Annotated in this window: 25 protein-coding genes and 1 pseudogene; 16 read left to right on the top strand and 10 right to left on the bottom strand. The window is 39.4% G+C overall.

Features of this window, described 5'->3' with window-relative positions:
• Positions 1-20: 20 nt before the first annotated feature.
• Positions 21-917 (top strand): sulfite exporter TauE/SafE family protein, encoded by an 897-nt coding sequence (locus CXF95_RS02915; protein ID WP_101197451.1) that lies wholly within the window; start codon positions 21-23, stop codon positions 915-917.
• Positions 918-966: 49 nt separating this feature from the next.
• Positions 967-1,890: a formate dehydrogenase accessory sulfurtransferase FdhD gene (locus tag CXF95_RS02910; protein WP_232787614.1), complete on the top strand. Its 924-nt coding sequence runs from the start codon at positions 967-969 to the stop codon at positions 1,888-1,890.
• Between the two features lie 33 nt (positions 1,891-1,923).
• On the opposite strand, the gene dsbB is transcribed toward CXF95_RS02910, so the two are convergent.
• Together dsbB and nhaB are read right to left on the bottom strand one after the other, a co-directional pair.
• Complete coding sequence (gene dsbB / locus CXF95_RS02905; RefSeq protein ID WP_198556480.1) at positions 1,924-2,442, bottom strand: disulfide bond formation protein DsbB; 519 nt, start codon at positions 2,440-2,442, stop codon at positions 1,924-1,926.
• A gap of 13 nt (positions 2,443-2,455) precedes the next feature.
• Entirely contained in the window at positions 2,456-4,039 is a 1,584-nt protein-coding gene (gene nhaB, locus CXF95_RS02900; RefSeq protein ID WP_101197311.1) for a sodium/proton antiporter NhaB, read from the bottom strand.
• 225 nt (positions 4,040-4,264) lie between these two features.
• Here nhaB and fadR point away from each other — a divergent pair, with 225 nt between their 5' ends.
• The 7 genes from fadR (at position 4,265) to CXF95_RS02865 (ending at position 9,242) form a co-directional block, all read left to right on the top strand.
• Positions 4,265-4,975 (top strand): fatty acid metabolism transcriptional regulator FadR, encoded by a 711-nt coding sequence (gene fadR / locus CXF95_RS02895; protein WP_101197310.1) that lies wholly within the window; start codon positions 4,265-4,267, stop codon positions 4,973-4,975.
• A gap of 196 nt (positions 4,976-5,171) precedes the next feature.
• Positions 5,172-5,525 carry a phasin family protein gene (locus tag CXF95_RS02890; RefSeq protein ID WP_101197309.1) on the top strand — a complete coding sequence of 118 codons (354 nt, stop codon included), beginning with the start codon at positions 5,172-5,174 and terminating at the stop codon, positions 5,523-5,525.
• Positions 5,526-5,632: 107 nt separating this feature from the next.
• Positions 5,633-6,208: a hypothetical protein gene (locus tag CXF95_RS30305; RefSeq protein WP_232787612.1), complete on the top strand. Its 576-nt coding sequence runs from the start codon at positions 5,633-5,635 to the stop codon at positions 6,206-6,208.
• Between the two features lie 761 nt (positions 6,209-6,969).
• Positions 6,970-7,410, top strand: a complete 441-nt coding sequence (locus CXF95_RS02880; protein WP_101197308.1) for a SirB2 family protein — start codon at positions 6,970-6,972, stop codon at positions 7,408-7,410.
• A 49-nt stretch (positions 7,411-7,459) separates the two neighbouring features.
• Positions 7,460-8,092 (top strand): YceI family protein, encoded by a 633-nt coding sequence (locus tag CXF95_RS02875; protein WP_101197307.1) that lies wholly within the window; start codon positions 7,460-7,462, stop codon positions 8,090-8,092.
• 20 nt (positions 8,093-8,112) lie between these two features.
• Positions 8,113-8,673 (top strand): cytochrome b, encoded by a 561-nt coding sequence (locus CXF95_RS02870; protein WP_101197306.1) that lies wholly within the window; start codon positions 8,113-8,115, stop codon positions 8,671-8,673.
• Positions 8,674-8,726: 53 nt separating this feature from the next.
• A complete protein-coding gene (locus tag CXF95_RS02865; protein WP_232787611.1) occupies positions 8,727-9,242 on the top strand; it encodes a YceI family protein in 516 nt (171 codons plus the stop codon).
• 567 nt (positions 9,243-9,809) lie between these two features.
• Here CXF95_RS02865 and CXF95_RS02860 read toward each other — a convergent pair.
• The 4 genes and pseudogenes from CXF95_RS02860 to CXF95_RS02845 all read right to left on the bottom strand — a co-directional run.
• On the bottom strand, positions 9,810-10,106 hold the full coding sequence (locus CXF95_RS02860) for a hypothetical protein (RefSeq protein ID WP_101197304.1): 297 nt from the start codon (positions 10,104-10,106) through the stop codon (positions 9,810-9,812).
• A gap of 41 nt (positions 10,107-10,147) precedes the next feature.
• Positions 10,148-10,345: a helix-turn-helix transcriptional regulator gene (locus CXF95_RS02855; RefSeq protein ID WP_101197303.1), complete on the bottom strand. Its 198-nt coding sequence runs from the start codon at positions 10,343-10,345 to the stop codon at positions 10,148-10,150.
• A gap of 1 nt (position 10,346) precedes the next feature.
• Positions 10,347-10,844, bottom strand: a complete 498-nt coding sequence (locus CXF95_RS02850) for a hypothetical protein (protein WP_101197302.1) — start codon at positions 10,842-10,844, stop codon at positions 10,347-10,349.
• Positions 10,845-11,205: 361 nt separating this feature from the next.
• Positions 11,206-11,429, bottom strand: a pseudogene (locus CXF95_RS02845) (IS5/IS1182 family transposase); the annotation flags it as partial.
• A gap of 475 nt (positions 11,430-11,904) precedes the next feature.
• On the opposite strand from CXF95_RS02845, the gene ilvD reads away from it, so the two are divergent.
• Positions 11,905-13,584, top strand: coding sequence for a dihydroxy-acid dehydratase (ilvD, locus tag CXF95_RS02840; RefSeq protein ID WP_101197449.1), 1,680 nt, complete (start codon positions 11,905-11,907; stop codon positions 13,582-13,584).
• 217 nt (positions 13,585-13,801) lie between these two features.
• Here the strand turns inward: ilvD and CXF95_RS02835 are convergent, their stop codons facing one another.
• A complete protein-coding gene (locus CXF95_RS02835) occupies positions 13,802-15,274 on the bottom strand; it encodes a DUF3336 domain-containing protein (RefSeq protein ID WP_101197301.1) in 1,473 nt (490 codons plus the stop codon).
• Between the two features lie 270 nt (positions 15,275-15,544).
• Between CXF95_RS02835 and CXF95_RS02830 the strand changes: the two genes are divergently transcribed.
• Together CXF95_RS02830 and CXF95_RS02825 are read left to right on the top strand one after the other, a co-directional pair.
• On the top strand, positions 15,545-16,762 hold the full coding sequence (locus tag CXF95_RS02830) for a DUF445 domain-containing protein (RefSeq protein ID WP_101197300.1): 1,218 nt from the start codon (positions 15,545-15,547) through the stop codon (positions 16,760-16,762).
• 71 nt (positions 16,763-16,833) lie between these two features.
• Positions 16,834-17,370 carry a CIA30 family protein gene (locus tag CXF95_RS02825; protein WP_232787610.1) on the top strand — a complete coding sequence of 179 codons (537 nt, stop codon included), beginning with the start codon at positions 16,834-16,836 and terminating at the stop codon, positions 17,368-17,370.
• Positions 17,371-17,397: 27 nt separating this feature from the next.
• On the opposite strand, the gene CXF95_RS02820 is transcribed toward CXF95_RS02825, so the two are convergent.
• Positions 17,398-18,165, bottom strand: a complete 768-nt coding sequence (locus CXF95_RS02820; RefSeq protein ID WP_101197299.1) for a ParA family protein — start codon at positions 18,163-18,165, stop codon at positions 17,398-17,400.
• A gap of 144 nt (positions 18,166-18,309) precedes the next feature.
• Between CXF95_RS02820 and CXF95_RS02815 the strand changes: the two genes are divergently transcribed.
• Both CXF95_RS02815 and CXF95_RS02810 read left to right on the top strand, forming a co-directional pair.
• A complete protein-coding gene (locus tag CXF95_RS02815; RefSeq protein ID WP_101197298.1) occupies positions 18,310-18,960 on the top strand; it encodes a TetR/AcrR family transcriptional regulator in 651 nt (216 codons plus the stop codon).
• Positions 18,961-19,002: 42 nt separating this feature from the next.
• Positions 19,003-20,421, top strand: coding sequence for a wax ester/triacylglycerol synthase domain-containing protein (locus CXF95_RS02810; RefSeq protein ID WP_101197297.1), 1,419 nt, complete (start codon positions 19,003-19,005; stop codon positions 20,419-20,421).
• 309 nt (positions 20,422-20,730) lie between these two features.
• Here CXF95_RS02810 and CXF95_RS02805 read toward each other — a convergent pair whose 3' ends face one another.
• Positions 20,731-21,357 carry a hypothetical protein gene (locus tag CXF95_RS02805; RefSeq protein WP_232787609.1) on the bottom strand — a complete coding sequence of 209 codons (627 nt, stop codon included), beginning with the start codon at positions 21,355-21,357 and terminating at the stop codon, positions 20,731-20,733.
• Positions 21,358-21,708: 351 nt separating this feature from the next.
• Here CXF95_RS02805 and CXF95_RS02800 point away from each other — a divergent pair, with 351 nt between their 5' ends.
• Positions 21,709-23,325, top strand: a complete 1,617-nt coding sequence (locus CXF95_RS02800; RefSeq protein WP_101197295.1) for a GMC family oxidoreductase — start codon at positions 21,709-21,711, stop codon at positions 23,323-23,325.
• 112 nt (positions 23,326-23,437) lie between these two features.
• Entirely contained in the window at positions 23,438-23,809 is a 372-nt protein-coding gene (locus CXF95_RS02795) for a hypothetical protein (protein ID WP_101197294.1), read from the top strand.
• 279 nt (positions 23,810-24,088) lie between these two features.
• Here the strand turns inward: CXF95_RS02795 and glpQ are convergent, their stop codons facing one another.
• A complete protein-coding gene (gene glpQ / locus CXF95_RS02790; protein ID WP_101197293.1) occupies positions 24,089-25,066 on the bottom strand; it encodes a glycerophosphodiester phosphodiesterase in 978 nt (325 codons plus the stop codon).
• Between the last annotated feature and the right edge of the window lie 4 nt (positions 25,067-25,070).

Here is a 25,070-nt window from a genome sequence, read left to right as displayed (position 1 = left end):
GTATAGGTCATGTGATTTTTATGTTTTTAAAAATGTCTGCCAAGCATATTCGTGTATTTTTGCTGTTTGTATGGTTAGTCATATTGTTTTGGCAAACCCAGACACTCACCCTAATACAAGAATACGGAGGTTTTGTCTTTTTGGGTCTGTTGGGTGCTATTTTTGCTAATGCTACTGGTGCAGGTGGCGGTGTTGTTTTTGTGCCTTTTTTCAATCAAATGGATTTTTCTGTTGCCACTTCTGTTGCTACCAGTTTTGCAATCCAGTGTTGCGGTATGACCGCTGGAGCCCTGACATGGTGGGCGTTTTACAAACAGCTTAAAGCCAGTAACCTGCCAGAGTCTGCATATTGGCAACCTTTAGGTAAGGCCCTATTGTTAACTGTTCCACCTTCTGTTTTAGGTCTGTGGATGGTGCAAATTAACCCTCAATTTTTTGCTCATTTTAGCGATCCCAACAGTTTGCATACCGGTTTTGGGGTTTTTTCAATAGGCTTAGCATTAGCTATTTTTGCAACAGTATTTTTGTTGAGTAATCAAAACTTTAATACCGAACTGACTTTGTTTGACTATATCTTTTTGCCAACCATTGCTTTAGTAGGGGGGGGAATTACTGCTTGGTTATCCATCGGGGTCGGCGAGTTGGTGGCGGTGTATTTAATCATACGTCGCTTTAATGTCACTTTTGCGATTGCTGCTGCCGTCATTTTGAGTGCGTTGACGGTATGGGGAGGAATAATTTTTCACTTACTGATTACACAAGCGATTTATTGGCCAGTGGTACTCTTTGCTGGGGCTGGTGCAATAGTAGGCGGTATTTTAGCCAAACAATTGGTATTGTATTTCTCAGCCAAAAATCTAAAGTTGTTTTTTGCAGGCTGGATATTTATTTTAGGTATTACATCTTTACCCTTTTAATCGCCTAAGGTAGCGTAGGCGTCATTCTTATTTGTTGTAGCCTTCTGTCTTGAAATCTATTAAACAGTATTCGGTAGTTAAAATCTCTCACTCTGGCGAGTTTGACGCAATTCCAGAGTGTATTGCCTGTAACGATGTGGTTGTGACGGAAGAACCCTTAGAAATATGGTTATCTGCTGCTCCGAACTTGCCTCCAAAATTATTATTTACCACTATGCGCACCCCTGGTGACGATCTGAATTTGGTTAGAGGCTGGTTATATTCAAGTGGAGCCATTGAGGACATCACAAAAATTTCTTCAATTAAACATACAGGCACGGGGCGCTTGAAAAACCAGTCCACCAATCGAGTACAAGTCAATTTGGCTGCAGGGGCAAATTTTGATCTTGTTGCATATCAACGAGTTGAAGTGATGAATTCAGCTTGTGGAGTATGTGGCCAGCAAAGCATCGAAAATATTTTAGAGCAATTACCTCAAGGCTTCACCAGAGATGCCCAATCCCCCTTGCTTGCGATTACCGCTATTCACTCACTGACACAACAATTAAGAGACAAACAAGTGATATTCGGTCAAACGGGTGGTAATCATGGTGTGGGGCTATTTGATTTGGCTGTTCGAGCAGACCAAACTGAACAACGTTTACAAGTTTTGGATGTGCGTGAAGATGTGGGCAGACACAATGCTTTTGATAAACTAATAGGCGCCAACTTGGACATGTTGGCAGTTGATAGTCATTCAGATGAGTCAGTCCTAGGTGTGGTGTTAAGCTCAAGAGCCAGTTTTGAACTGGTACAAAAAGCGGCCATGGTAAATATTCGTTATATTGTTGCTATGGGGGCTCCATCTAGTTTAGCCATCGATTTAGCCAAAGATTGTGATATCTGCCTGCTTGGCTTTGTAAAATCGTCACAATCTTCGACTGGATCAGCAATTGCATTTAATATTTATTCAAGCCCACAACTATTGGTTTGAGCCAATAGCGAACCTGTTAATCTGTGCTTAGCATCACAGACTACGTTTAACCAATACTCGGCTAGCCAAGATGACAGCCCAAATTATTGAATAAATTGCAAAGATCACAATCATCCATTGCGGCATAGACATATCCATAAATGACCAGTTTATATCACCGCAATCACCTGTTGCACCGAAAATATTCGGCAACCATTCATGTAAGGGCCCCCAGCTAGGGAAATTAGGCACAAACTCGCAGCTAGCAAAAAATGGGTTGACTGCAGTTTGAATATTCACATGTTCAATGGCTATAAGTAAACCCCAAATAGCGGATACTCCCCAACCGATATAACCAATTAATCGGGTGAATAGATTATTAACTAGCATCGCTGGTATCGCAGCAAACATTACCCCAAACACGGCAGTTCGTTGGTAAATACACATGATGCAAGGGCGTAAATCTGTAACATGTTGGAAATACAATGCGGCAACTTCTAAGCACAGCGCAGAGACAAATAGTAGTCCCCACGCCCTTTTATCAGTAGATAATGATGATAGTTTATTTAGCAAAGTGCATCCTCGTTTAGTGAGGTATAGCTTCACTGCCGGGTGCCATCCCAGAGTGATGCTCAATAAAGTGCATGTCATACAACCACTGTGTTAAGTCGTATAATCCGAAGTAAGTCGCAGCCAAGCCAACGAGTGTTAATACCACAGTATAAGGCAATGCCATATACACCATAGTGCCATAAGACAATCTGAGAAGTGGTGCTATAGCTGACGTTAGTAAGAACAAAAAAGCGGCCTGACCGTTAGGTGTGGCAACACTAGGAAGGTTAGTTCCGGTATTAATGGCAACCGCCAATAAATCAAATTGGTCACGGGTTATGGCTCCACTATTAAGTGCTGCTGTCACTTCAGTGATATATACCGAACCAACAAACACGTTGTCACTGACCATGGATAACAAACCATTGGCTAAGTAAAACATGACTAACTGTGTTTTACCTTCAAAGGTTAATACCCAGTTAATCACAGGACTAAACAGGCCTTGGTCGATGATTACCGCCACGATACCAAAAAACACACATAACAAAGCAGTAAAGGGTAAAGCTTCTTCAAAGGCTTTGCCTATAGAGTGCTCGTCAATTACACCGCCCATAGAAGTAGTCAAAACAATAATAGACAACCCAATTAATCCAACTGCGGCTAAATGCCCTGCTAAACCTACAACTAACCAAACGGCAATCAAACCTTGTACCGCTAATTTAACTTTATCTTGAGTGGTTAAGTTAGCTTCGACGTCTTTGTCATAATCAGTCAATATTTGCCTAACTACTGGTGGTAATTCTGCGCCGTAACTGAACAGTTTAAATTTTTCAACAATAAAAGTAGTGGCTAATCCGGCAAAAAATACTGGAATAGTGATAGGAGACATGCGAATAAAGAACTCCACAAAGTCCCACCCAGCTTTATCTGCGATGATTAGGTTTTGTGGCTCACCTACCATAGTCATTACCCCACCCAATGCAGTACCTATTCCGGCATGCATCATCAGATTACGTAAAAATGCTCTGAAGTCTTCTAAATTATTACGACTAAGGTGAGGCACTTCATCGTCGTGTGAGTAATCGTGTTCAGAATGAAAGTCTTTACCTGATGCAACTTTGTGGTAAATAGAGTAAAAACCTAAACCTACCGTAATAATAACTGCCACAACTGTTAGCGCATCTAAGAATGCCGATAAAATCGCACAAGCAGCAGCAAATGCTATAGATAGTGCAATCTTGTTTTTAAGTTTTATCAGTAATTTAGTGAACAGATAAAGTAATAACCCCTTCATAAAGTAGATACCGGCCACCATAAACACTAAGAGTAGGATGACCTCAATATTCACCACCATTTCATGTTTCATATGTTCTGGTGTTGTCATACCAATAAACATCGCTTGCATCAGCAAGAGACCACCCGGTTGTAACGGATAACATTTTAATGCCATCGCTAGAGTGAAAATAAATTCTAGTACTAACGCCCAGCCTGCTATATAAGGATTAAATATAAATAAAATGGGATTGATGATAAGAAAGGCGACAATAGCCTGTTTATACCAACTTGGGGCTTTTCCCAAAAAATTGGCTGCTACCGCTTGAGGTACCGACATTTGCATAAGCAAAACTCCTTGCTGAATATTATAATTATTGAATCAACGATTTGCAGAGTGTACCCAATAATAAACTCAAAATCCCATAGTTAGCACACATTTAAGTGAAATTTTTCTGCTTTCTGCAATATTTTGTTAACAATTCAAAGTTTCGTTGTTACCAGTAAAATTCATCTGGTACAATCAGTCTATAATAAATAAAAAAACAAACAATATGGAAGTGAGTGGTTGATGATATACAAGGCACAAAGTCCGGCAGGGTTCGCTGAAGAATATATAGTGGAATCTATCTGGAGTGGTCGCTTTCCTCCAGGTACAATTCTCCCCGCAGAGCGTGAATTATCTGAACTGATTGGTGTCACTCGAACGACTTTGCGTGAAGTATTGCAACGCTTAGCACGTGACGGCTGGTTAACTATCAAACATGGAAAGCCCACCAAGGTTAATAATTTCTGGGAAACCTCGGGTCTTAATATATTAGAAACCTTAGCTCGACTCGATGAAGATGGTATCCCTGAACTTGTTGACCACCTGCTAGCCGCTAGAACTAATTTAAGCGCGGTGTTTATCCGCGGCGCTATCCGTCATCAACAGGACAAAACCATCGAAATATTGAAGTGGTATAGTGATGTTCCTGATGATGGTAAAACCTTTGCTCAATGCGATTATCAACTAAATCATGATTTAGCATTTGCTTCTGGTAATCCTGTGTATGTATTAATGATGAATGGCTTTAGAGGGTTATACTCACGTATTGGCGGTTATTATTTTTCGAATCAAAAATCTAGGGATTTAACACGCAGTTATTACAAGCAATTACTCGAACTTGCTGTGAAAGGCGATTACGAAAGTGTTCCTTTGGTGATCAGAGACTATGGCATCGAAAGTGGTAAAATCTGGCAAGAATTACGCGCAGATATGCCAAAAGGATTAGTAGACTAGTCTGTTATAAAACTATAATTCGGCTGGTTATTTTATCAGCCGCATCTATTCATAATAAAATCATATGTATTTCAACGACATGTGATTCTTTTCAAAAAAATCAAATTATCTGTTCAATTAGTATGCAGTTTCTAATTCGTTTCTTTAACATTATCCTCAATCCAGACAATCCGATTATTTAAACGAGGAAAGACCCATGACTAAATTAGATTCTATCAAAGGTAAAGTGAACGAAGCAGAAGAATTTGCACGTAAAATATGGCTTGCAGGATTGGGTGCATATGGTAAAAGTTTTGATGAAGCACAAGGTCGTTACGAAAAAATCAGTGTCGAAGCGAGCAAAATGTTCGATGAACTAGTCGTAAAAGGTTCTAAAATTGAAACTGAAGCCAAAGACAAGTTTCAAGTAAAAGACAAAGTTGAAACGCGTGTTGCAGAAGTACGTAAAAAACTCGGTCTAGACAACACAACTGATGATCAGAAAGTTGAAGAGTTATCAGCAAAGATTGATGCGCTAACTGACGCTGTTGCAAAACTAGCTGCAAAATAATTGTTTTGATACCCAGCGTAATCATAGAGCCATAAGTTCTGGTTTAAAGTTGGGTATTTAATTTTTTATCTTGTATTGGCGTGAGCTAAGATATTAGGAGAATCAATTTGAATACGGCTAAAAAAACTATAGATTTAGTACATAAAACTTGGTTAGCTGGAGTTGGTACTTATGACATTGGACGTGAAAAAGCGGCTAATAAGTTTGACCAACTATTTGTTGATGGATCCGCATTTGTAAATGACTTACTAGTAAAAGGTGAGTCGGTAGAAACGCAATTACAAGCAAAAATAGAGGCCAAAAATATGTTAAAGGACAAAATTTCAGCACTAAGAGCTAAGCTTGGTTTTGGTAACGAAAGTCGTGATCAGCAAGTTGATATGTTATCGCAACGTGTTGATACTCTTATTGAAGTCGTCGCTAAATTAGCTCAACAAAAAGCAGCTGAGAAAAAAACAACGACAACTGCAAAAAAAACTCCCGCCAAAACTGCGACTAAAACATCGTCCAAAGCCTCTTCTACAAAAGCAACAGCTAAGCCAGCAGCAGCTAAGCCAGCAGCAGCTAAGCCAGCAGTAGCTAAGCCAGCAGTAGCTAAGCCAGCAGTAGCTAAGCCAGCAGTAGCTAAGCCAGCAGTAGCTAAGCCAGCAGCAGCTAAACCTGAAGCAGAGAGTAAAGATTAACAAGTGAGATTTTAGACCCCTTCAATTTTACTATTGTTAATAAAGCCGCTAAATTTAGCGGCTTTATTTTATTCATTTTTTATTGCAACCTTGTTACTTTTCCATGCAATATAACCTTTTTTTATTGTTAGGTGAGTAGAAGTTTGTTGTGAACAAAAGCGGAATTCAGATAGGCTTACCTTGTGTTTATGAACAACTCTGTTTTTGGACAGGCGTCGCAATTGTTGTTTTTTTTGTTGGTTTGATAGGGGCAGTAATTATTTCTGTTTGGCTGGATAAAATTAAGCAACAGAAAAAACGCCAAACAACACGCCAAACAACACGCAAGCGTCACTCCAAGAAATAATAAATTTCTAATGTGTTAAAAATTCGGATTAGTCTGTATGAGAATAATGCTAATGTAATGTGCAATATTTATAATATCGATTAGACCTAGGATAATAGTGTTAATATTTTTTGGTGTTTGCAGATTAAAAAACACTTTGTTATTAGTCATGGACTCGACAACTACCACAGGGTGCGGATGTAATATATCCCCGCCCGATTCCAAATAAATTAAATATGTACTTCTTAAGTTAAGAAACTCCTTACGGTGTTAACTCAAAAGTAACTATTCACGTGTAAGCTACTGATGCTATATAATATCAACGGCTCTGATCCCACAGGTTTCAAATTTGATATGATTCTGGCTGGCTCGAGCAAACTATTTACTGATGATTTAAGTAATAGTTATAAATAATAAAACTCTAGGGAACAACAACATGTACATGATAGTTAAGCACGCCCACCTGACGATAATTACACTTACTTTTATCTTCTTCATTATTAACTTTGTGTTAACAATGAAAGGCTCTGACAAGGTCAATAATAAGCTCCTGAAAATTGGACCACATATTTTGTATACCCTGTTTATTCTAACGTTTATTTATTTGGTTTCTGTTAATCCCCTTAACTTGTATCCTTTTGTGAATGGTTGGGCATCATCTAAATTAGCCGGGTTCGTACTCTACGTAGTCTCCATCACTTTTGCGCTTAAATGGGCAAAGTCGACGCTATGGCGTATCGTTAGCTTCATCAGTGCTGTATTTTGGTTTGCCATGAGTGCTCGACTTGGTTTTGCCGATCACCTTAAAGTCAAAGGCAGTGAAGATGCCAATGCCTATATTGAAATAGGACAGTCTATGTTGGCTGCAATTTGCTAGAACATTTCGTAACTAATGAATATCCAATGAATTTTAAGGAGCTATTAGTATGAAATTAGTCAAAATTAGTGCCATCGTTTTTGTTTTAGGTTTATCGAGCTGTATTTCATGGGCGTTTGCAAAAAGTACCTTCAATGACATGCCAACAGGTGAATATAAGGTAGATTTAAGCCATGCATCGATTGTCTGGAAGGTGTCTCATTTAGGTCTGTCAAACTATGTTGCTCGGTTTGCAGAATTTGATGCTGCTATTAATTACGACGCAAGTGATATAACAAAAAGCCAAGTCACAGCCAGTATTAACCCTATGTCCATACAAACTGCTTACCCCAATGCTGCTGAAAAAGACTTCAATAATATTTTAGCGACTGAAAAAGATTGGTTTAATGCTAAAACATTTGCAAACATTAAATTTGCGTCAACCTCTATCGATATGACTACTGAAAAAACGGCTGTGATGAAAGGCAATCTAACCTTTTTAGGTGTCACCAAGGTTATTTCTTTAGACGTAGTGTTAAATGGTGCTATGACAAAACAGCCATTTACGGGTAAACCGACTCTGGGTTTTTCTGCGACGACTAATATAGTGCGTTCAGAATTCGGGATGGGTAAATATATACCAAGTATAGGTGACAGTGTAGAGGTTTTGATAGAAGGTGAATTCATACATTCTGATAAGTAGCTAAGCGAAGAATCAAAAAAATGACACCCTCATTACAACGATACCACAGCCTTAGTATTGTGCTGCACTGGTCTATTGCACTCGCTTTATTATTTATGTTTGCCAGCGGTCTTTACATGGTCAATGCCGATATTAGCAAGGCTGACCAATACCGGGTTTTTCAAATACATAAGGCCTCGGGTGTGGTAATCCTTTGGGCTTTGATCCTGAGGATAGGAACAAGGGTGTTTACTCAGGCTCCGGCCTTACCTGATAGTCTTAACCCCCAACAGGTGTTCAAAGCCAAGTTGGGGCATATATTTCTTTATGTAGCACTGGTTACTATGCCTTTGTCCGGATGGTTAATGGTGTCGGCTAGTCCGTTTGGTTTACCCACGTTTGTGTTTGTGGACTGGATTAAGTGGCCACATATTCCAGGAGTGGCGAGAAATAAAACGCTACAGGTATTGGCTAACAATGTGCACTGGATAACCGCCGCTATTCTTGCTACTTCTATTGTTGGCCATGTTGGTGCGTTCTTGTGGCACAAGAAAAAACATAATATAAATTTAATTAGCCGAATGTGGTGGAATAAAAAATGAAGACTCCTGTAAATAGCTCGTTTTTAAACAGAACGTTTTCGATGGGAATGCTGATGTCATTTTTCATTGCACTGTATTTAAGTTTAGCTACAACAGTTGTCCAAGCAGAACTTAAAAGCAGTCATCAATCAGGCTCTGTGGCTTTTTCTGGCCAGCATGCAGGTATGAATTTCGAAGGTAAGTTTGAGCGCTGGGAGGCCACACTCACACTGCCACCTCAAAGCAATCCTAGTATCATTGCCACCTTTTACATGAGCTCTGCAAAAACAGGAGATAGTATTTACGACAGCACGTTACCTGAATTTGACTGGTTCGATGTCGAAAACCACGCTCTCGGAAAATTTGTGAGTACTAAGATTGAAATGACTGAAGAGGGATATCAAGTCTTAGGGGATTTAACGATCAAGAATATAACCCAACCAGTGAATTTTATGTTGATAGATAGTCAAGACCAGTTAAGCACAAGCTTTGGTATCAACCGTTTAGACTATAAAATAGGATGGGAATCAGATCCTGATGCTGAATGGGTGAGTAAAACAATATTTATATCGATGGTGATAAATAAGTGAAAAGGCAACCGTGAGTTTCGAGTAATTAGTGAAAGCCTCACAGAATGATAATTATTATCGCTTTTTGGGCAACACCACACATCTGATTTAAGCGTTCAAACACGAAAATATGCTCAAATACGATAGGCTTTTTTGAGCGAATTATAGACATAGGGGATATTCGGTTTATGATTGAGCTATAGCTCTAAAGCGCACATTAACGCCGAGTTAGCGGACGAGCGTTGTTTACTGGCGAATTCGTTAAACTACTTGTTATATGTTTGATTTATCCCAGATGTTTTTATCTGTTTTTAACTTGTAAATAAGGTGAATACCAGAGGGTAAAGTTACTAAACCACAAAAGGCCCAAAAATAATCACCTGTCTGAAGCCCTACGATTAAACCAAAAACTCCAATAATAAAAATAAATATCTGACCCTACATTCTAAATCTCCATACTTAACTTGTTTATTCTGAGTAAATTATCATTATGCTTACTTAAGCATAAAAATATAGTTGGATAAATTTTGAACAGAGTGTAAATAGTCAACTGTATTTTTTCTGTTTGAAGTTATTGTTATAAGTTTATTACGCTGTTCTTTGTTCAGTTAAACTCAAGCGTTTATGAGAACTAAAAATATGCTGCTTTGTATTATCAAATACTAAATAAGCATCTATCTCTACAGTAAAAAATGCCACAGGAAATATTTCTAAAATACCAAAGTCACCTAGGTTAGCAGATAAAAGTGCAACTTTTCCATTTGCAGATAGGCTCTTATCAAAATCGCGAAAATCACCATCTACATAGAGCTTGGCCCCATGAAGCCATGAATTAGTAACTTTAATTTTATGATCTTTAACATTGAATTCGAATTCTTTTCTCATTTGAAACTCCATTTTGTGAACAACATATAACAGCTTATTTTTTACTCTTCGAAGCTAAAAATACTCTCTACTGTAACTTGAAAATAAGCCGCCAGTTTTAATGCAATCACTACCGATGGCGTAAAACGTCCCGTTTCCACTGTACTTATGGTTTTCCTAGATACCCCAATACCATCCGCTAGGTCTTGTTGAGATATTTTAAGTTTCCCCCGAAGCTTTGCAATATTATTGTCAAGCATGCTAATCCTGCTCTCTACGCAGCATATATAGTATGGGCAAACCATAACTAAGCATTAATATCGCAAAGTTCAGTTTAATAAATTCAAGAATTGAGATGCTGCTGAGAAATTCAGGTAAGTATTCAATTCGTTCATTCAAGCTTGCGAGTATCAGTAGTATAGGCAGTAGGATACTCATTACATTCCAGCTGTATTGGTAGCCCTTCATACTGGCATAGCTAATATATTCATCGGTAAATTTACCATACCAAAGTGTCTTGCGATTTAATTTACCTTGAAATTTCAGATCTTTAAATAAACTCACTCCCATAGCGATGAATAGAATTAGCCCAAACGTTCCGACGATAATTTTTAACCATGTAGAGTCTGGGAATACACTTTCTATTAGGGTATAGATACTGTCAGTGATGAAAAGAAGCCCGAATATCGTAGATAACTTAGCAATGAGTGTTAAGAAGTGTTGTTCGATCGCAGGCGTTAATTCCGTTTTAGTTTGCATATTAATTCCTCTAAATTACAATGTAACCTTAAGGTATCAGATGATACCTTAAAGTGTCAAATGAAACCTTAAGGTTTCACTCTAAAAGATTTTAGATAGAGCAGTTGATATAATTATTGAAGCTGAATGAAATCGATGGGGTCAGTGAAGTTGATTTTTCAAAAGCTCAATGGCGGCTATTGGCACAGGCTGTGTAAAAATTCAGAATACGATCACTAAACTTAGTCCCGAGTCATACCCAACCTATCAAATGTCTTAGTCACCGAATATTAGCGTTATCACAGAATGATAGTTTTGTAGCGTTAAGGTGGGTCAATTCAACGTTGCGGTGACTCTCTTTTTCTAACCGACGAGATGATTAAATGCGATTTAAGTCACCATAAATGTAGAGTTTTAGCATTGTTGCTGGATGATAGCTTGGGCGAGCTTTGCATTAACACTTTCAAAACCTAGGCTTAGTCAATCAAGTGGGCCGACAAACATATCGATAACTCGTATTGGATTGTCTTCGGTAACAAAGTCATCTATTGCTTCTGGGAAGAGTGTCGATTGGTGTCTTGAATGGACTTTAATATGATGAGACATATCAGCTTTTCTCTTGTTTGGCTTACCCGCTTATTATACTAAACTCGGTCTCGAAGTTGGATCGCTAACTAAGATTCATTGATCATAAGTATCTTGTACTTAGGCCAAAAGTTGATCAATAGTTTTTACACAGTCTGGGCACAAAGCTGACTGTCATATTTCGTAACTGGCTGATATGCTATTTACAACAACGCCGCTTGTTAATGAGACCAACAGTTTCCCTTGGGGATCACACTCATTCACTTTTGTAGGATGGTAAATTCAAAAAAAGCAACAAACACCCATTCCATGCTTCATCGGCTCTTGGCCCCTCAGGTTTGCTGATCCATCAGGCTTTACATTTTCAAGATGCTCAGATGGCGATCCTTGTACAAAAACAATCTAAATAAGACTAATTAATTCATGCGCTTAGATTGTCAATTTGTTTATACAATTCTATAGTGCGCTTATCGATGTTGAAAATGCAGAAAAAGATATGAATACAGATAAACCGCGCAAATATTCACAAAAAATCGTAGACGGTGCCGCTCAGGCACCCAGTCGCTCAATGTTAAGGGCTGTAGGGTTTAGCGACGAGGATTTCAAAAAATCTCAGGTGGGCATTGCCTCAACGTGGTCAATGGTGACGCCATGTAACATGCATATTAATACCTTGGCAGAAGAGGTAGGTAAAGGTGTAGATAGCGCAGGTGCTAAAAGCGTTATTTATAACACTATTACTGTATCTGACGGTATTTCTATGGGCACTGAAGGTATGAAGTATTCTTTGGTCTCTCGGGAAGTTATTTGCGATTCTATAGAAGCAGTATCAGCCGGTATGGGGCACGATGGTATTATTGCCATTGGTGGCTGTGATAAAAACATGCCGGGTTGTTTGATGGGTTTAGCACGCTTGAACCGTCCTTCTATTTTTGTCTATGGTGGTACGATCTTACCAGGCGAAAACCACACTGATATCGTGTCGGTATTTGAAGCAGTCGGCAGTTATGCTGCGGGCGATATCCCCATCACTCAATTGGAACATATTGAAAAAACGGCGATCCCAGGCGCGGGCTCTTGCGGTGGTATGTACACAGCAAATACCTTAGCCTCTGCGATTGAAGCTTTGGGCATGAGCATGCCAAATAGCTCTGCGCAAAATGCGGTTTCAGATAACAAAAAGCAAGACTGTATTGATGCCGGAAAAGCTGTTGTGTACTTGCTTGAACATGATATTAAGCCGTCCGACATCATGACTAAAAAAGCCTTCGAGAATGCGATTACGCTGACCATTACCTTAGGTGGCTCTACCAATGCAGTGCTGCACTTAATTGCGATGGCCGATGCCATTGGCGTTGAAGTGACTTTGGATGATTTTGTGCGCATTGGTGAGAAAACACCGGTGATTGCTGACTTACGTCCAAGCGGCCAATACTTGATGTCTGAATTAATTGAAATTGGTGGCATTCAACCACTGATGAAACGTTTATTAGATGCGGGCATGTTGCACGGAGATTGCATGACCGTCACCGGTAAAACCATGGCTGAAAATTTAGCGGGTGTAGCGGATTACCCTGAAGGTCAGAGCATTATTTTACCTTTTGATAAGCCTATTAAAAAAGACAGCCATTTGGTTATTTTGAACGGTAATTTAGCCCCAGAAGGTGCAGTTTCAAAAATCACTGGTAAAGAAGGATTACGTTTTACGGGCACGGCTAAAGTGTATGATTCAGAAGAGCAAGGTTTTGCCGCTATTATAGATGGTCAAGTTGTAGCTGGTGATGTGGTTGTCATTCGTTACGAAGGCCCTAAAGGCGGGCCTGGTATGCGCGAGATGTTAAGTCCTACTTCTGCTATCATGGGCAAAGGTTTAGGCAATGACGTGGCGCTTATCACTGATGGTCGCTTTTCAGGTGGCAGCAGAGGTTTTGTTGTCGGGCATATCACACCTGAAGCCTACGAGGGTGGGGCCATCGCGCTGGTAGAAAATGGTGATAGCATTACCATTGACGCACAAAGTCGCCTGATGACGTTGAATATTGAAGCTCAAGAAATGGCTAGAAGGAAGCAAAACTGGCAGCAGCCTGAACCTAAATACATCCGAGGACTGCTAGCGAAATATGCCAGAACAGTGAGCTCTGCTTCTACTGGTGCGGTGACCGACAAACCTTATTAAACAATGAACTAGTGCGGCGCTACTGAGTTAATTTTCTCACCAGACTTAACTCGGTAGAGCATTGCACTAAGCTTTATAACTGCCTTTAGCAGTGTGGGGAAGTTCGCTGCCAGGACTGTTTATGGTAGTGAAATAGTGATTTAAAGCATTTACAAACATGACGAATGACTTTAATAAGCTAACCAAATTGAATCAGCGTAGTCACCCGTCATTACGCTTAACTATTAACTACTCGTAATCCATTGTGCTCACTAAGTAATCTCGCTTCTCTTTGCTTTAATTGGGTTAGGTAACCCCTTAGCGTTTTACTTATCATGGTATTTCTCTTAATTAAATCGAGCTGCGGCCAAGTAGCTCGTTCGCCATTGTGGATAATCTCTTGGATACTTTCTAAACTAGGGTTTGAAGCGATATGTTTAAGATTTGCAAACGTTGCGCTAGGCAATATATTGATATCACCAACATACTGTTGATCAATAACAGAACGCACTTTGTGAATACCTAATCTAGCAGCACGGTGGCTAATAAGATTTTCAAGTATATCAAAAGCAAAAATACTGTTTACTTTGGCAATTTTTGCAGCATAACGCCATGTTAATCCTATCAAGCCAGTGGTATCTCTTTTGTCACGGGCTAAGAAGGGAACGGCAATCAAGTTTGTTTGACTCACAATACTATGATTCACACCATATAGACGGGCTAAACGCTCAAAAGGTAAGTCTGCCATAATCGAGCCGTCGGCAAAACGACGGTTGGGAATATAAGGGACTATCTCACCCGCTCTGTTTTTGGCTTTTAGTTGCACCGGCTTAAATAGTATTGGAATAGCCGTTGAAGCTCTGACGGCCTGAGTAATAATAGCGTTAGGCGAGGTTTTAGCATTTAACAAGCGTGAATGTTGATGCAAATCAGCCGGAGATACGGTGATTGTCATATGACGACCGGTCTTTTTGAAGGCTTCTTCAAAAGTGGTTAAATCAAACAGCTCAATTAACGCATTTTCTAGGTTACTACTATCCAGCAAGCTGTCTTTGCCAAAGCCTTGCCATAAACGCCATTGCTTAAATTTTTGTTGAATGCTCCGGGGTTGCATAACTTCTAATAGTTCTTCATTAGTGCGTGTACCCACTAATGCCGCAATGATTGCTCCTGCGCTGGCACCTGAGATGACTTTAGGAAGTAAATCATGCTCTACTAATGATTTGATAACACCACAATGAAAAAATCCAAGACCCGCACCACCACTTAACATCAAGCAGCTACGACCAAATGCCTGTGCCGTTTCTTCAAAAAAGGATAGTTTTTCGTAAAAGTCGATTTCATTTTCGTCGGCTTGATAGATGTAATCTAAAGCCCCGCAGACTTCTAGAATAAACTCTTCAATCAGATGTTTAGTGCCAAGTTTAGCGTGTTGATTTATTGCCGACGAAGCAATATTACCTAAGTTGCCATGTAAGCCTTCATGTAAAATATACATTAAGCCTGCAGCGTCACCACTAAGTCTGGCTTGTTTAATACGCTGTACTCGTTTACGAATGAGCCGGTAGTCATAGTCCTTGCATGGATCTTTGGCTTTCCATTCTTGGGCGCCAGACAATTCGTCATGAGCTTTTGCTGCTTCAAGGTACTCTTCATATGAAGCGGCTTGTGTCATGATGTCTTGTAATTCAGAAAGAGGTTTATTTGACATACAAGTTTCTCAATTTACTAGTCTGACCAGATATAACCGTAATTAATTAGAAAATGCTACCCAAAATTTAAAGATAGTGGGTAATAGCCATTTGCATGTATTTAGCATCTGAGATAACTAGTTGTATTTACAAAGAGTTTTGTATGGATAATTTTCAACCTATGGTATTTTTAGTTTGACCATTCTAATTCCAATAGTTAGCCTAGGATGAGTTAGTATGGGGGTTCATACATACCAAATAATAATATTGACTAGGCGCAGCTGCTTTTTATGCAATTAATTGATCAACTCATCACTTATCTTCCTTTGTTTTCTATTCCTATCATTAGTGCAATAGTGGGATGGTCGACTAATTTTTTAGCTGTCAAAATGATGTTTTACCCTATTGAATTTATCGGACTCAAACCTTTTTTAGGTTGGCAAGGTTTAATACCTGCTAAGCGCCGAGAAATGGCAGAGATTGAAGTTGAATTGGTATTGGGCAAATTGCTCAGTGTGAAAGAATTAGCGGACCGCATTGACCCCATTGAACTGACTAAAGCAATTGAAAGACGTCTTAAGCAAACTATTCGGACTATTATCAACGAAGTGATGAGGGAGTCTGCTCCACAGTTGTGGGCATCCTTGCCTGTGCACGGTAAAAACCTTGTGTATGCGAGGGTAGAAGCTGATATTCCGAATGTTGTGACCAATATGGTGAATGACTTCAAGTACAACATTGAAGAAATAGTCGATATAAAAGAGCTAGTGGTTGGGCAATTGGTTAACGCTCCCGAACTTATCAACGAAATTTTCTTAAAGTCTGGTGAGAAGGAATTTCCTTTTATAGAAAAATCAGGCTTTTATTTTGGCTTTTTATTTGGTTTGCCGACTATGGCTGTTTGGATGTTTTATCCTACTTGGTGGGTATTGCCAGTGGGAGGCTTGATAGTCGGGTATGCCACAAATTGGATAGCGTTGAAGATCATTTTTGAACCTAAACATCCTATCAAGTTTATGGGGTTTACCATTCAAGGCATGTTTTTAAAGCGCCAGAAAGAAGTGTCGCGTGTGTATTCAGACATCATTGAGTCTAAACTTATGACGTCAAAAAACATCATGGAAATTGCGGTACATGGTTCAGGCTCTGGGCAATTGTTGGAATTGATTGAATTGCATGTGAATGATGCCATTGAACGTTATGTCGCTATTGCACAACCCTATTTTGCCTTAGGAGTAGGCTCAGACTCTTATTATAAAATGAAAGAACTCGCTACCCAGCGCATTTTTAAAGACTCAGAAAAATACTTGGCTTATGCCTACGAATACACCAATAAAGCCCTGAGAATTGCTGATGATCTGTGCGAGCGTATGCAGGCATTGTCACCTGAAGAGTTTGAAGGTGTATTGCGTCCCGCTTACGAGGCTGATGAATGGAAGTTGATTTTAACGGGGGCCTTATTAGGCATGGGGGCTGGGTTTATGCAGTTGTATTTAGTCTTTATGTAGCAAAACCTTATTATTCCAAAGTCAAAGTTGAGACATTAATCTAATTCCTTACTTTTGACGTATTAGTCGTTATGAAAACTATCTTAATTGTCCTATTTATCATGAAATGCACCCATGTATCAGCCCAGTGGAAAGTCGATTTTTCAAGTGCCGAAGAACGCAATTACTGGTATCGAGTTAACGACAGTGTGATGGGAGGATTATCACAGTCGAACTTACGTGTGGTTGATAAGGTTGCTTATTTCGAAGGTGAAATTTCTTTAAAAAATAATGGCGGGTTTGCCTCTGTAAGGCGTGTCGGGCCAGTTACACTCAAAAGCGGCATCACGCCAATTTTCATTGAAATTAATGGTGATGGGCGCAGTTATCAATTGCGTCTTAGAACCAATAAAGGGTTCGATGGTGTGGCATATGTCGCCACATTTTCTAGCAGCAGCAGTTGGCAAACTTTGACCTTTAATGAAGCGGATTTTGTCCCTCAATTCCGTGGACGTATTGTTAGTCGAGCACCGGCTTTGTCATTTTCTGATGTCAGACAAATAGGCTTCATGCTTGCGGATAAACAATCTGGTCCATTTCAATTGGCGATAAAAAACATCGGTCAATGACACCACTTTAAAACCTTTACATATCAACTAACTTTTATCTAACAAATTAAAAATACCTATCAGAGACTGAGTGAGTTTATGTTTAGGGGCAAGCAAAATGAGCGGTTTTTTAGCTTGGTGTGACTCGCGCATCTTAACTGACTGACCGATATACTCTGACAACACCGGAAAACCTTCTGCTATTAATTCATTAACGATTTGTTTCGGTAAGTTCGCGTTAGTCATATATTGATTGGCAATGATCCCTTCTATTTCCAAACTTTCATTATGATCTTCTTTTATCTCAGCAATCTTTTTTTGCAGGCTATATAAACCTTGCCGAGCGAAGTCGTCGCAATCAATAGGTATTAAACATCGTTGTGCAGCAATTAACGCTGACATGCTGTAAAAGTTCAGAGCCGGTGCGGTATCGATAAAAATGTGCTGATAGGTATCTTTTAATGAATCTAAGGCTTCTCGCAGTTTATAAATTTTGTGCCTGCTGTCTAACTCGCTCTCCATCTCTGAAAGACGTTCTGAGCCTGCAATAATATCCAGGTTTTCAACTTGTGTTGGATGACAGAAGTCACTGGCAGGGCGACGATGCAGATGAAAGGTAATGGTTTGTTCAAATAAATCCGCTATGCTGCAGTCATTGGGCAGATCTGTCACATTCAGATAAGCTGTACTATTACATTGTGTATCCAAGTCAATGAGTAAGGTTCGGTATCCCTGACTGGCAGAAATCGCTGCAAGGTTTACTGCTAAACTTGACTTGCCCACACCGCCTTTTTTGTTGAACAACACTCTTATCATTTTCTACCCCGGTTAATATTTTAGTCTTGTCATATTATTAAAGAAGCAAAAGCTTTATTTTCAAATACTTGCACTGGATGTAAACAGTATGTCAATCTATCAATCAGATTGACATGTCCCATCACACTTATTGGTAATAATAAAATGAAAACGGCCGAACGTATATTAATAACTGCCCTTGATATTTTTAATCATCAAGGGGAAAACAACGTTAGCAGTGTCGAGATTGCAATGGAATTAGATATCAGTCCTGGCAATTTGTATTATCATTTTAAAGGTAAAGAAGTCATAGTTGGTGCATTGTTTGATCTTTATCAACAACAGTTGCGCGGCATTATTGATGCTCCGAACAATCAAAGAGATACTTCTCTTAGTATTGAAGATTTTTTTTATTATCTATACCTGATTATTGAAAAAAATCATTTGTTTCGTTTTTTATATCGAAACCCTACCGATTTAACCGATAAATACCCTAGTGTGGCCAAAGGATTTATCAAGTTGATGGCCGCCCAAGAACGTTGCATTACTAAGCTTTTGGCGCAGTTTGTGACACAAGGCACCATTACTGCTTCTGTTGGTCAGTGTAATCAAATGGTCGAAATTATCGGATTAGTCTTTAGTCAAGCGGGAAATTATTACGCTTTAAAAGGTCATGATATCAATGGTGATGAGTATTTATATAAAAGTTTGTCAGCAATTTTGTTCGCGTTATTGCCTTACATCATCATCGAGCCGAGTGAATTACATCGTTTGCAAAAAGCGATAGTCAATCGCGAATTCTCCAATGAAGCATAAAGAACTAGAGCCTGTTGGGTATCAGTATACAAGGATAACGTTTTGAGTAAAAAACTAACATTTCTCGATAAGACCTTTTGGATCACTGAGACGGAGGCTAACCCTAAACATGTCGCCATTTTGCAACTGCTGAAAATACCCGCTGATGCGGCAAGGGATTATGTCGATAAATTGTTGGCAGAAATGCACACTTTTGATCAAGCTACCGCGCCCTTTAATTGTCGCGTCAAGACGGTAATGGGTTACCCGATTAAGTTCGTACCTGTTGAGCAGTTAGATATGCAATACCATGTTCAATTGCATCATATCGATGATTTGAACGATAAGCCTGCCTTAAATATATTTGTCGCTAGTTTGCATGAAACTTGGCTAGACAGGGATAAGCCACTTTGGCAATTCCATTTAATTAAAGACATCAATACCGAGCAGTTCGCTTTATATATCAAAATTCATCATATGTGCGGAGATGGCAGCACCTTAATCCGTTGGTTTCAGGCAGGTTATAACCAGAGCCCGATTAGTAAGGGGTTTGTACCCGTTTGGGCAATGGACAGAACCCAAAAAACACGGCATAAAATACCATGGTTTAAAGCGGTATTTGGTGGCCTATGTGGTTTATTTATTGCCATTAAGGATTCTATTTGGATCTGGTTTAGGTTATTAATAAAGCTACTTAGGATAAATAAAGATTATATGCCGTTGCCTTTTACAGGCACTAAAACAGTGCTAACGGGGCAAGTGAAAAAAGGCCGTGCAGTGGCTACCTTAGATATCGACTTTGCCCGTGTTAAAGTGCTGAGCAAACGTTTAAGAGCCTCCGCCAATGAAGTGATGTTATGTGTGTTTGATATTGCCGTGCATAGGCAACTCGCTGACTATGGGCAGGTATTTGAAAAGGCGCTGTTTACCAATATGCCTATTAATCTTCGTAAACCTGGTGAGACAACCTATGGCAATAAAATAGCTATAGTGCCAGTTGAGCTGGCTCATGGACACACTGATCCTTATCTTAGACTCAGACAAATAATTGAAAATCACCGAAAAGTTAAAAGAGCAGCAATGACTTCTCATCCGGCCTCATTTAGTTATTACACCTTGTTAATTCAGACCTATGCATTAATCTTTGAAATGTTAGGTTTGTCGAATTGGGTCAAACCTATTGCCAATATTTTGGTGTCAAATATGCCAGGGCCTCCTGACGTTATGTATTTTAAAGATAGCCAAATGCTAGCTGCTTACCCTATTTCAACGATTACCCCTGGTGGTGGAGTGAACATTACTATGGTGACTTATAATGGTGATGCCAATATTGGACTTGTTTGCTGTAATAATAATATTGATAGTTTAGAGCCATTGGCACGTTACTGCATCGAGGCGTTTGATATGTTGGAAAAATGTATCGATGATCCCAATCTTAATATTGAGGATATTGGCGAGAAACGTAATGAAGTGTCTACATAAATGAGCCTGCAAATAAACAAAAACTGGCTCAACTAAAAGTTGAAATACATGACATTAAGTTAGTACTACAAACACAGCTTGGTAAAAGTACACGGGTCTTAGAACAACAACTAGAGTAGTTAAACGCTGCAAGAAAAAAAGATAATCAAAATTGGTCCCAAACGATTGGCTGATGTAACGGAAAAGTTGTCACATAATTATCGGGTTGAAGAGAGTAAACCACTTATTCCTTATTTTTGGGAACCTCAGGAGTACTCTTTTGATCAGGGAAATCAGAATTTATGGCGTCGCAGGGCTTAAACGTTCCCCCTAGAATTTAAATCTCAAATGACCATCTTCAATATTCACTTCTTTGCCATATTGAATAAATAAACTTTCTTCAAAGTCGTTTATGTCCAAGGTGTATTGCATATCTTCACTGGCTGCCAATTCAACAATGATATTTTCTATTTGTGGTTTGTGGTAATCCAGTACCTTCTTTTTGCTGCCACTTAGATACATTTGTAAATAACTATTGGCTTCGGAAGCTGTAGTGCCTGTCATAATATTAAAGGCGGTTTTCATGGTTCCCGTAACCATCGACAGCACCGGGCTAGGGACGAATTGATTAATAAGGTTAGAGGTATCTTTTAAAATGGAATATTCGTCGTTCAACATATGAATATCAGTAATACGAATATCCGTTAAAAGCACGTTATTTGTGGTGTGTTCATATTGGGGCTTGGCTTGCACCACCAACATAACATGGGCACGGTAAATGGGATTGGCGAGATAGGTAACTTCAATACCGCCTAATACTTCCCCTTGAATGAAATTTGAGTCGCTAGGCATGGAAATATTGACTTTCGAGAGGGTAAAGCGTCCGTCACCTCTTGGGACAGAAATAGGAAATGAAAGCGGTAAGTGAGGCTCAATTAATTGACTAATATCATTCACTGAATAATCCACGTGCTTAAGTTTTTTAAAGCGGATAAGACACTTAGCAAGAAACATCCGAATTGAGGTTTTGAACGATTGTGAACCCAAACTAATGCTGCTCCATAGATATTTGTGATAACGCGTTATGCAACATTCATTTTATAACTAATTGAATTTTATTGTATAAAGTTATTTTGCTGGACAAGGCTCGAGTTTACAAGAAAGTAACACTCAGATAGCTTTTTTGATACACTACTGGTATGACATCAGATGAGTGTTGTTAATATTGTTACCGCTGATAATCTTGTTTCAACGGTATACTACACAGCAACAAGTGTTAATATTCAGTTCAAATAAGTAACCGATTTCATGCAAAAACTTTATCAAACACAGTTCGACTTTATTATTATCGGCGCCGGTTCAGCAGGTGCTACTTTAGCGGCGCGCTTAACTGAAAATAACCAATTCAGTGTATGCTTAATTGAAGCGGGTGGTAAAGATAAAAGTCCTTTTATTCATATCCCATTCGGTCTGGCCTTTCTTTCCCGTATGACTAATTTAGGTTGGGAATACGATACTGAGCCACAATCTCAATTGAATAATCGCAAGCTTTTTTGGCCTAGAGGTAAAGTCTTAGGTGGCTCAAGCTCACTCAACGCTATGTGTTATATACGCGGTGTGCCTGAGGATTATGACCGATGGAGTGATTTGGGGGCCAAAGGGTGGGATTGGAAAACAGTGTTACCTTATTTTAAAAAGTCGGAAAAACAACAGCATGGTGAGAGCGAACTGCACGGTGCAGACGGTTATCTTAGCGTCAGCGACTTATGTCACACTAATCCCCTGTCTGATTCTTTTGTTGAAGCCGCTGAAGATATTGGTTTGACTAAAGTCACTGATTTTAATAGTGCTAACCGGGAAGGGTTGGGCTTTTATCAGGTTACCCAGGAAAATGGGCAACGTTGTTCTACAGCAAAAGGTTATTTAACACCCGCGTTAACTCGGCCAAATTTAACCGTGTTAACCAAGGCGTTGGTTGAACAAATTCAAATTGACGATGGCGTAGCGACAGGCGTAAAACTGCAATTAGATGGTCAATCTTATGAACTCACAGCCAACAAAGAGGTCTTGTTATCCGCTGGTGCGATCAACTCTCCTCAAGTATTAATGTTGTCAGGTTTAGGGCCAAAAGAACATCTAGCTGAAAAAGGTATTGAAGTAAAAGCAGACTTACCTGGGGTAGGGCAAAACTTACAAGATCACCTTGACGCCATAGTGCAACATCGCTGCAGAAACCGTGACAGTTATTCGATTTCACTTGCTCTTATTCCACGTTATGTCAAAAATGCCTTTAATTATATGTTTGATCGACAAGGTATTTTTACCAGTAATGTTGCTGAGGCGGGAGGCTTTGATAAGACCCAAAGTTCTGCAGATATTCCTGATATTCAATATCACTTTCTGCCCGCTATTTTACTTGAGCACGGACGTAAAACTGCCTTTGGTTATGGATATGGGGTGCATGTATGTGGTTTGTATCCTAAAAGTCGAGGTGAAATCACCTTACGTTCAAATAAACCAAACGATCCGGCCATGATTGACCCGCATTATCTTGAACACCCTGATGATCAAAAAGTGATGATTGACGGTGTGCGCCGTGCGAGAAAAATTCTGGCAGCACCATCCTTTGAAAAATATCAGTCTTGGGAAATTGGTCCTGGCCCTGAAGCGCAAACGGATGAACAAATATTAGCTTTTATCCGCAAGAAAGCCGAAACCATTTATCACCCAGTAGGTACCTGTAAAATGGGGGATATAAGCGATGTTATGGCTGTCGTAGACTCAGAACTAAAAGTAAAAGGTATAAAAGGCTTAAGAGTGGTAGATGCCTCTGTAATGCCCACTCTTGTTGGCGGAAATACTAACGCCCCCACTATCATGATTGCAGAACGTTGTGCTGATTTGATTAAGCAAGAACACCAATAAGGGGCGACGGTTGAACAGAAATAAACAAGGTAATTTATTTGTATAGATAGTTTGCGTTAAATCCGATATCTTTTTATTAGACATTGTTTAACGCAAGTCAAGGGATTACGAAATGACTTGGATGATAAAGCTGGCAACTTTGTTGTTATTGTTATCGATCACGAGGTGTGCAACTCACCATGGTGTATCTTCATCTGCAGATATTAACTCTACTCCCAGTGCTCTGCATATTAATTGGCAAAGTGATGCTTATATGCTAATAGAAGTTCCTCAAATTAATGATGTTTTTTATCTGAACAAAGACAACAAACAATATTTTTATGGTTTTATAATGCCCCAGCAAATAAAAGTGTTGGTGGTTACAAACGATTGGCTCAATATATTGATGATTTTCTTAGTGGGTTCTCTGATAAGGGCAACATTTATAATGCTGATTTGGCTTCTACTAAACAAGCAGAAAACTGTCTATCACTGGCCATTTTAAGTAAGGCATATGCATCTTTAGTCGGCCTTAAATTTGAGTATCATAAAGTTAATTTAAGACCTGATTACTTACGTCATGATTTTATTATACTGTTTCTTTCCGTGTTCAAACTCATGTCCACACACTTGCTAAAGTTAGCGAAGATAAATTTCAATTTTTTTTCAAAAGTCACGGAGATTTCAGCGTAAAGAAATTAAAGAGACGCTTATTATTACCCAAGAAAATTCAGATCACCTAGGCGTGTTGCTATTTTCAACAACAGCCTCCAGCAAAGGTCAATTATTCCGCAAGATAAGTCACCACAGTATCGGTAAAATCGGTGAACAAACCATCCACTTTTAAATCCTTAAACAATAGTTGTAGTGTTTGTTGTGTATTGATATTTTCTGGTAATGCGTCTTTGCGAAAAGTATAAGGATGCACTTTTAAGCCAGCAATATGTGCCTGTTCAACAAATCCTGTAGGCTGCATGGTTTTTAGATCGACGAGTTGAGGTATCCATGGGCCGATCCCTTGAGCGACTTTAGCTATTGCTTTTAATCCCGCTGGTGTCTTTAAAAAGTCATAATCGGTAGGTGACTCTTGCCAATCATTTTCGCCAATGAGTTGTATTAGTTTTACTTTCGCGCCTAAATCATTGCGTAACCGCTGAGTTTCAGCAAAGTCAAAACACTGCACATAAATTGCTTTATCCTCATCGTCTAGCTCATGCTTTCGTAAAACGGCCATTACCAGTTGGCTTATATCCACACCTTGCTGCTTATGCCAAGCAGGGGATTTTACTTCTGGATAGAAGCCGGTAGTTTTATTGAACTGCCGATTAAGTTGTTGGATCAATTCAATTTGTTCTTCAAAAGTGACAATGTGAAACGTGCCCTTGCCCTGATAGCGATTAGGAAACACTTGTTTGCCGTTTGCATCTTGACGCTCATGGACGTTAAGTGTTTTCAATTCTGCCAAAGTAAAGTCCAAAGCATAATAACGTCCATCTTCACGCTTTCTGCTGGGAAATGTTTGCTCTACATTCGTCACTGTTTCAAGGTGAATATCATGTAACACTATTAATTTTGAATCTTTGGTTACTACCAAATCTTGTTCAATAAAGTCAGCGCCTAATGCGTAGGCTAAAGTCACAGACTCAAGGGTATGTTCCGGTAAGTAACCTGGGGCTCCTCGGTGTGCAATGACTAAAGATTGAGCGGCAATCACTTGGCCGGTAAAGGCGAGCATGAGTAGCCCTAATAGATATAATTTCATAATA

This window comes from Paraglaciecola sp. MB-3u-78, assembly GCF_002835935.1.
Lineage (GTDB): Bacteria > Pseudomonadota > Gammaproteobacteria > Enterobacterales > Alteromonadaceae > Paraglaciecola.
This window is presented reverse-complemented; position numbering and strand designations above follow the sequence as displayed.

Coding starts and splice junctions, on each gene's coding strand:
- CXF95_RS02915 (WP_101197451.1), top strand. CDS start 21: ATGTTTTTAAAAATGTCTGCCAAGCATATTCGTGTATTTTTGCTGTTT.
- nhaB (WP_101197311.1), bottom strand. CDS start 4,039: ATGCAAATGTCGGTACCTCAAGCGGTAGCAGCCAATTTTTTGGGAAAA.
- fadR (WP_101197310.1), top strand. CDS start 4,265: ATGATATACAAGGCACAAAGTCCGGCAGGGTTCGCTGAAGAATATATA.
- CXF95_RS02890 (WP_101197309.1), top strand. CDS start 5,172: ATGACTAAATTAGATTCTATCAAAGGTAAAGTGAACGAAGCAGAAGAA.
- CXF95_RS02880 (WP_101197308.1), top strand. CDS start 6,970: ATGTACATGATAGTTAAGCACGCCCACCTGACGATAATTACACTTACT.
- CXF95_RS02875 (WP_101197307.1), top strand. CDS start 7,460: ATGAAATTAGTCAAAATTAGTGCCATCGTTTTTGTTTTAGGTTTATCG.
- CXF95_RS02870 (WP_101197306.1), top strand. CDS start 8,113: ATGACACCCTCATTACAACGATACCACAGCCTTAGTATTGTGCTGCAC.
- CXF95_RS02865 (WP_232787611.1), top strand. CDS start 8,727: ATGTCATTTTTCATTGCACTGTATTTAAGTTTAGCTACAACAGTTGTC.
- CXF95_RS02860 (WP_101197304.1), bottom strand. CDS start 10,106: ATGAGAAAAGAATTCGAATTCAATGTTAAAGATCATAAAATTAAAGTT.
- CXF95_RS02855 (WP_101197303.1), bottom strand. CDS start 10,345: ATGCTTGACAATAATATTGCAAAGCTTCGGGGGAAACTTAAAATATCT.
- CXF95_RS02850 (WP_101197302.1), bottom strand. CDS start 10,844: ATGCAAACTAAAACGGAATTAACGCCTGCGATCGAACAACACTTCTTA.
- ilvD (WP_101197449.1), top strand. CDS start 11,905: ATGAATACAGATAAACCGCGCAAATATTCACAAAAAATCGTAGACGGT.
- CXF95_RS02835 (WP_101197301.1), bottom strand. CDS start 15,274: ATGTCAAATAAACCTCTTTCTGAATTACAAGACATCATGACACAAGCC.
- CXF95_RS02830 (WP_101197300.1), top strand. CDS start 15,545: ATGCAATTAATTGATCAACTCATCACTTATCTTCCTTTGTTTTCTATT.
- CXF95_RS02825 (WP_232787610.1), top strand. CDS start 16,834: ATGAAAACTATCTTAATTGTCCTATTTATCATGAAATGCACCCATGTA.
- CXF95_RS02820 (WP_101197299.1), bottom strand. CDS start 18,165: ATGATAAGAGTGTTGTTCAACAAAAAAGGCGGTGTGGGCAAGTCAAGT.
- CXF95_RS02815 (WP_101197298.1), top strand. CDS start 18,310: ATGAAAACGGCCGAACGTATATTAATAACTGCCCTTGATATTTTTAAT.
- CXF95_RS02800 (WP_101197295.1), top strand. CDS start 21,709: ATGCAAAAACTTTATCAAACACAGTTCGACTTTATTATTATCGGCGCC.
- CXF95_RS02795 (WP_101197294.1), top strand. CDS start 23,438: ATGACTTGGATGATAAAGCTGGCAACTTTGTTGTTATTGTTATCGATC.
- glpQ (WP_101197293.1), bottom strand. CDS start 25,066: ATGAAATTATATCTATTAGGGCTACTCATGCTCGCCTTTACCGGCCAA.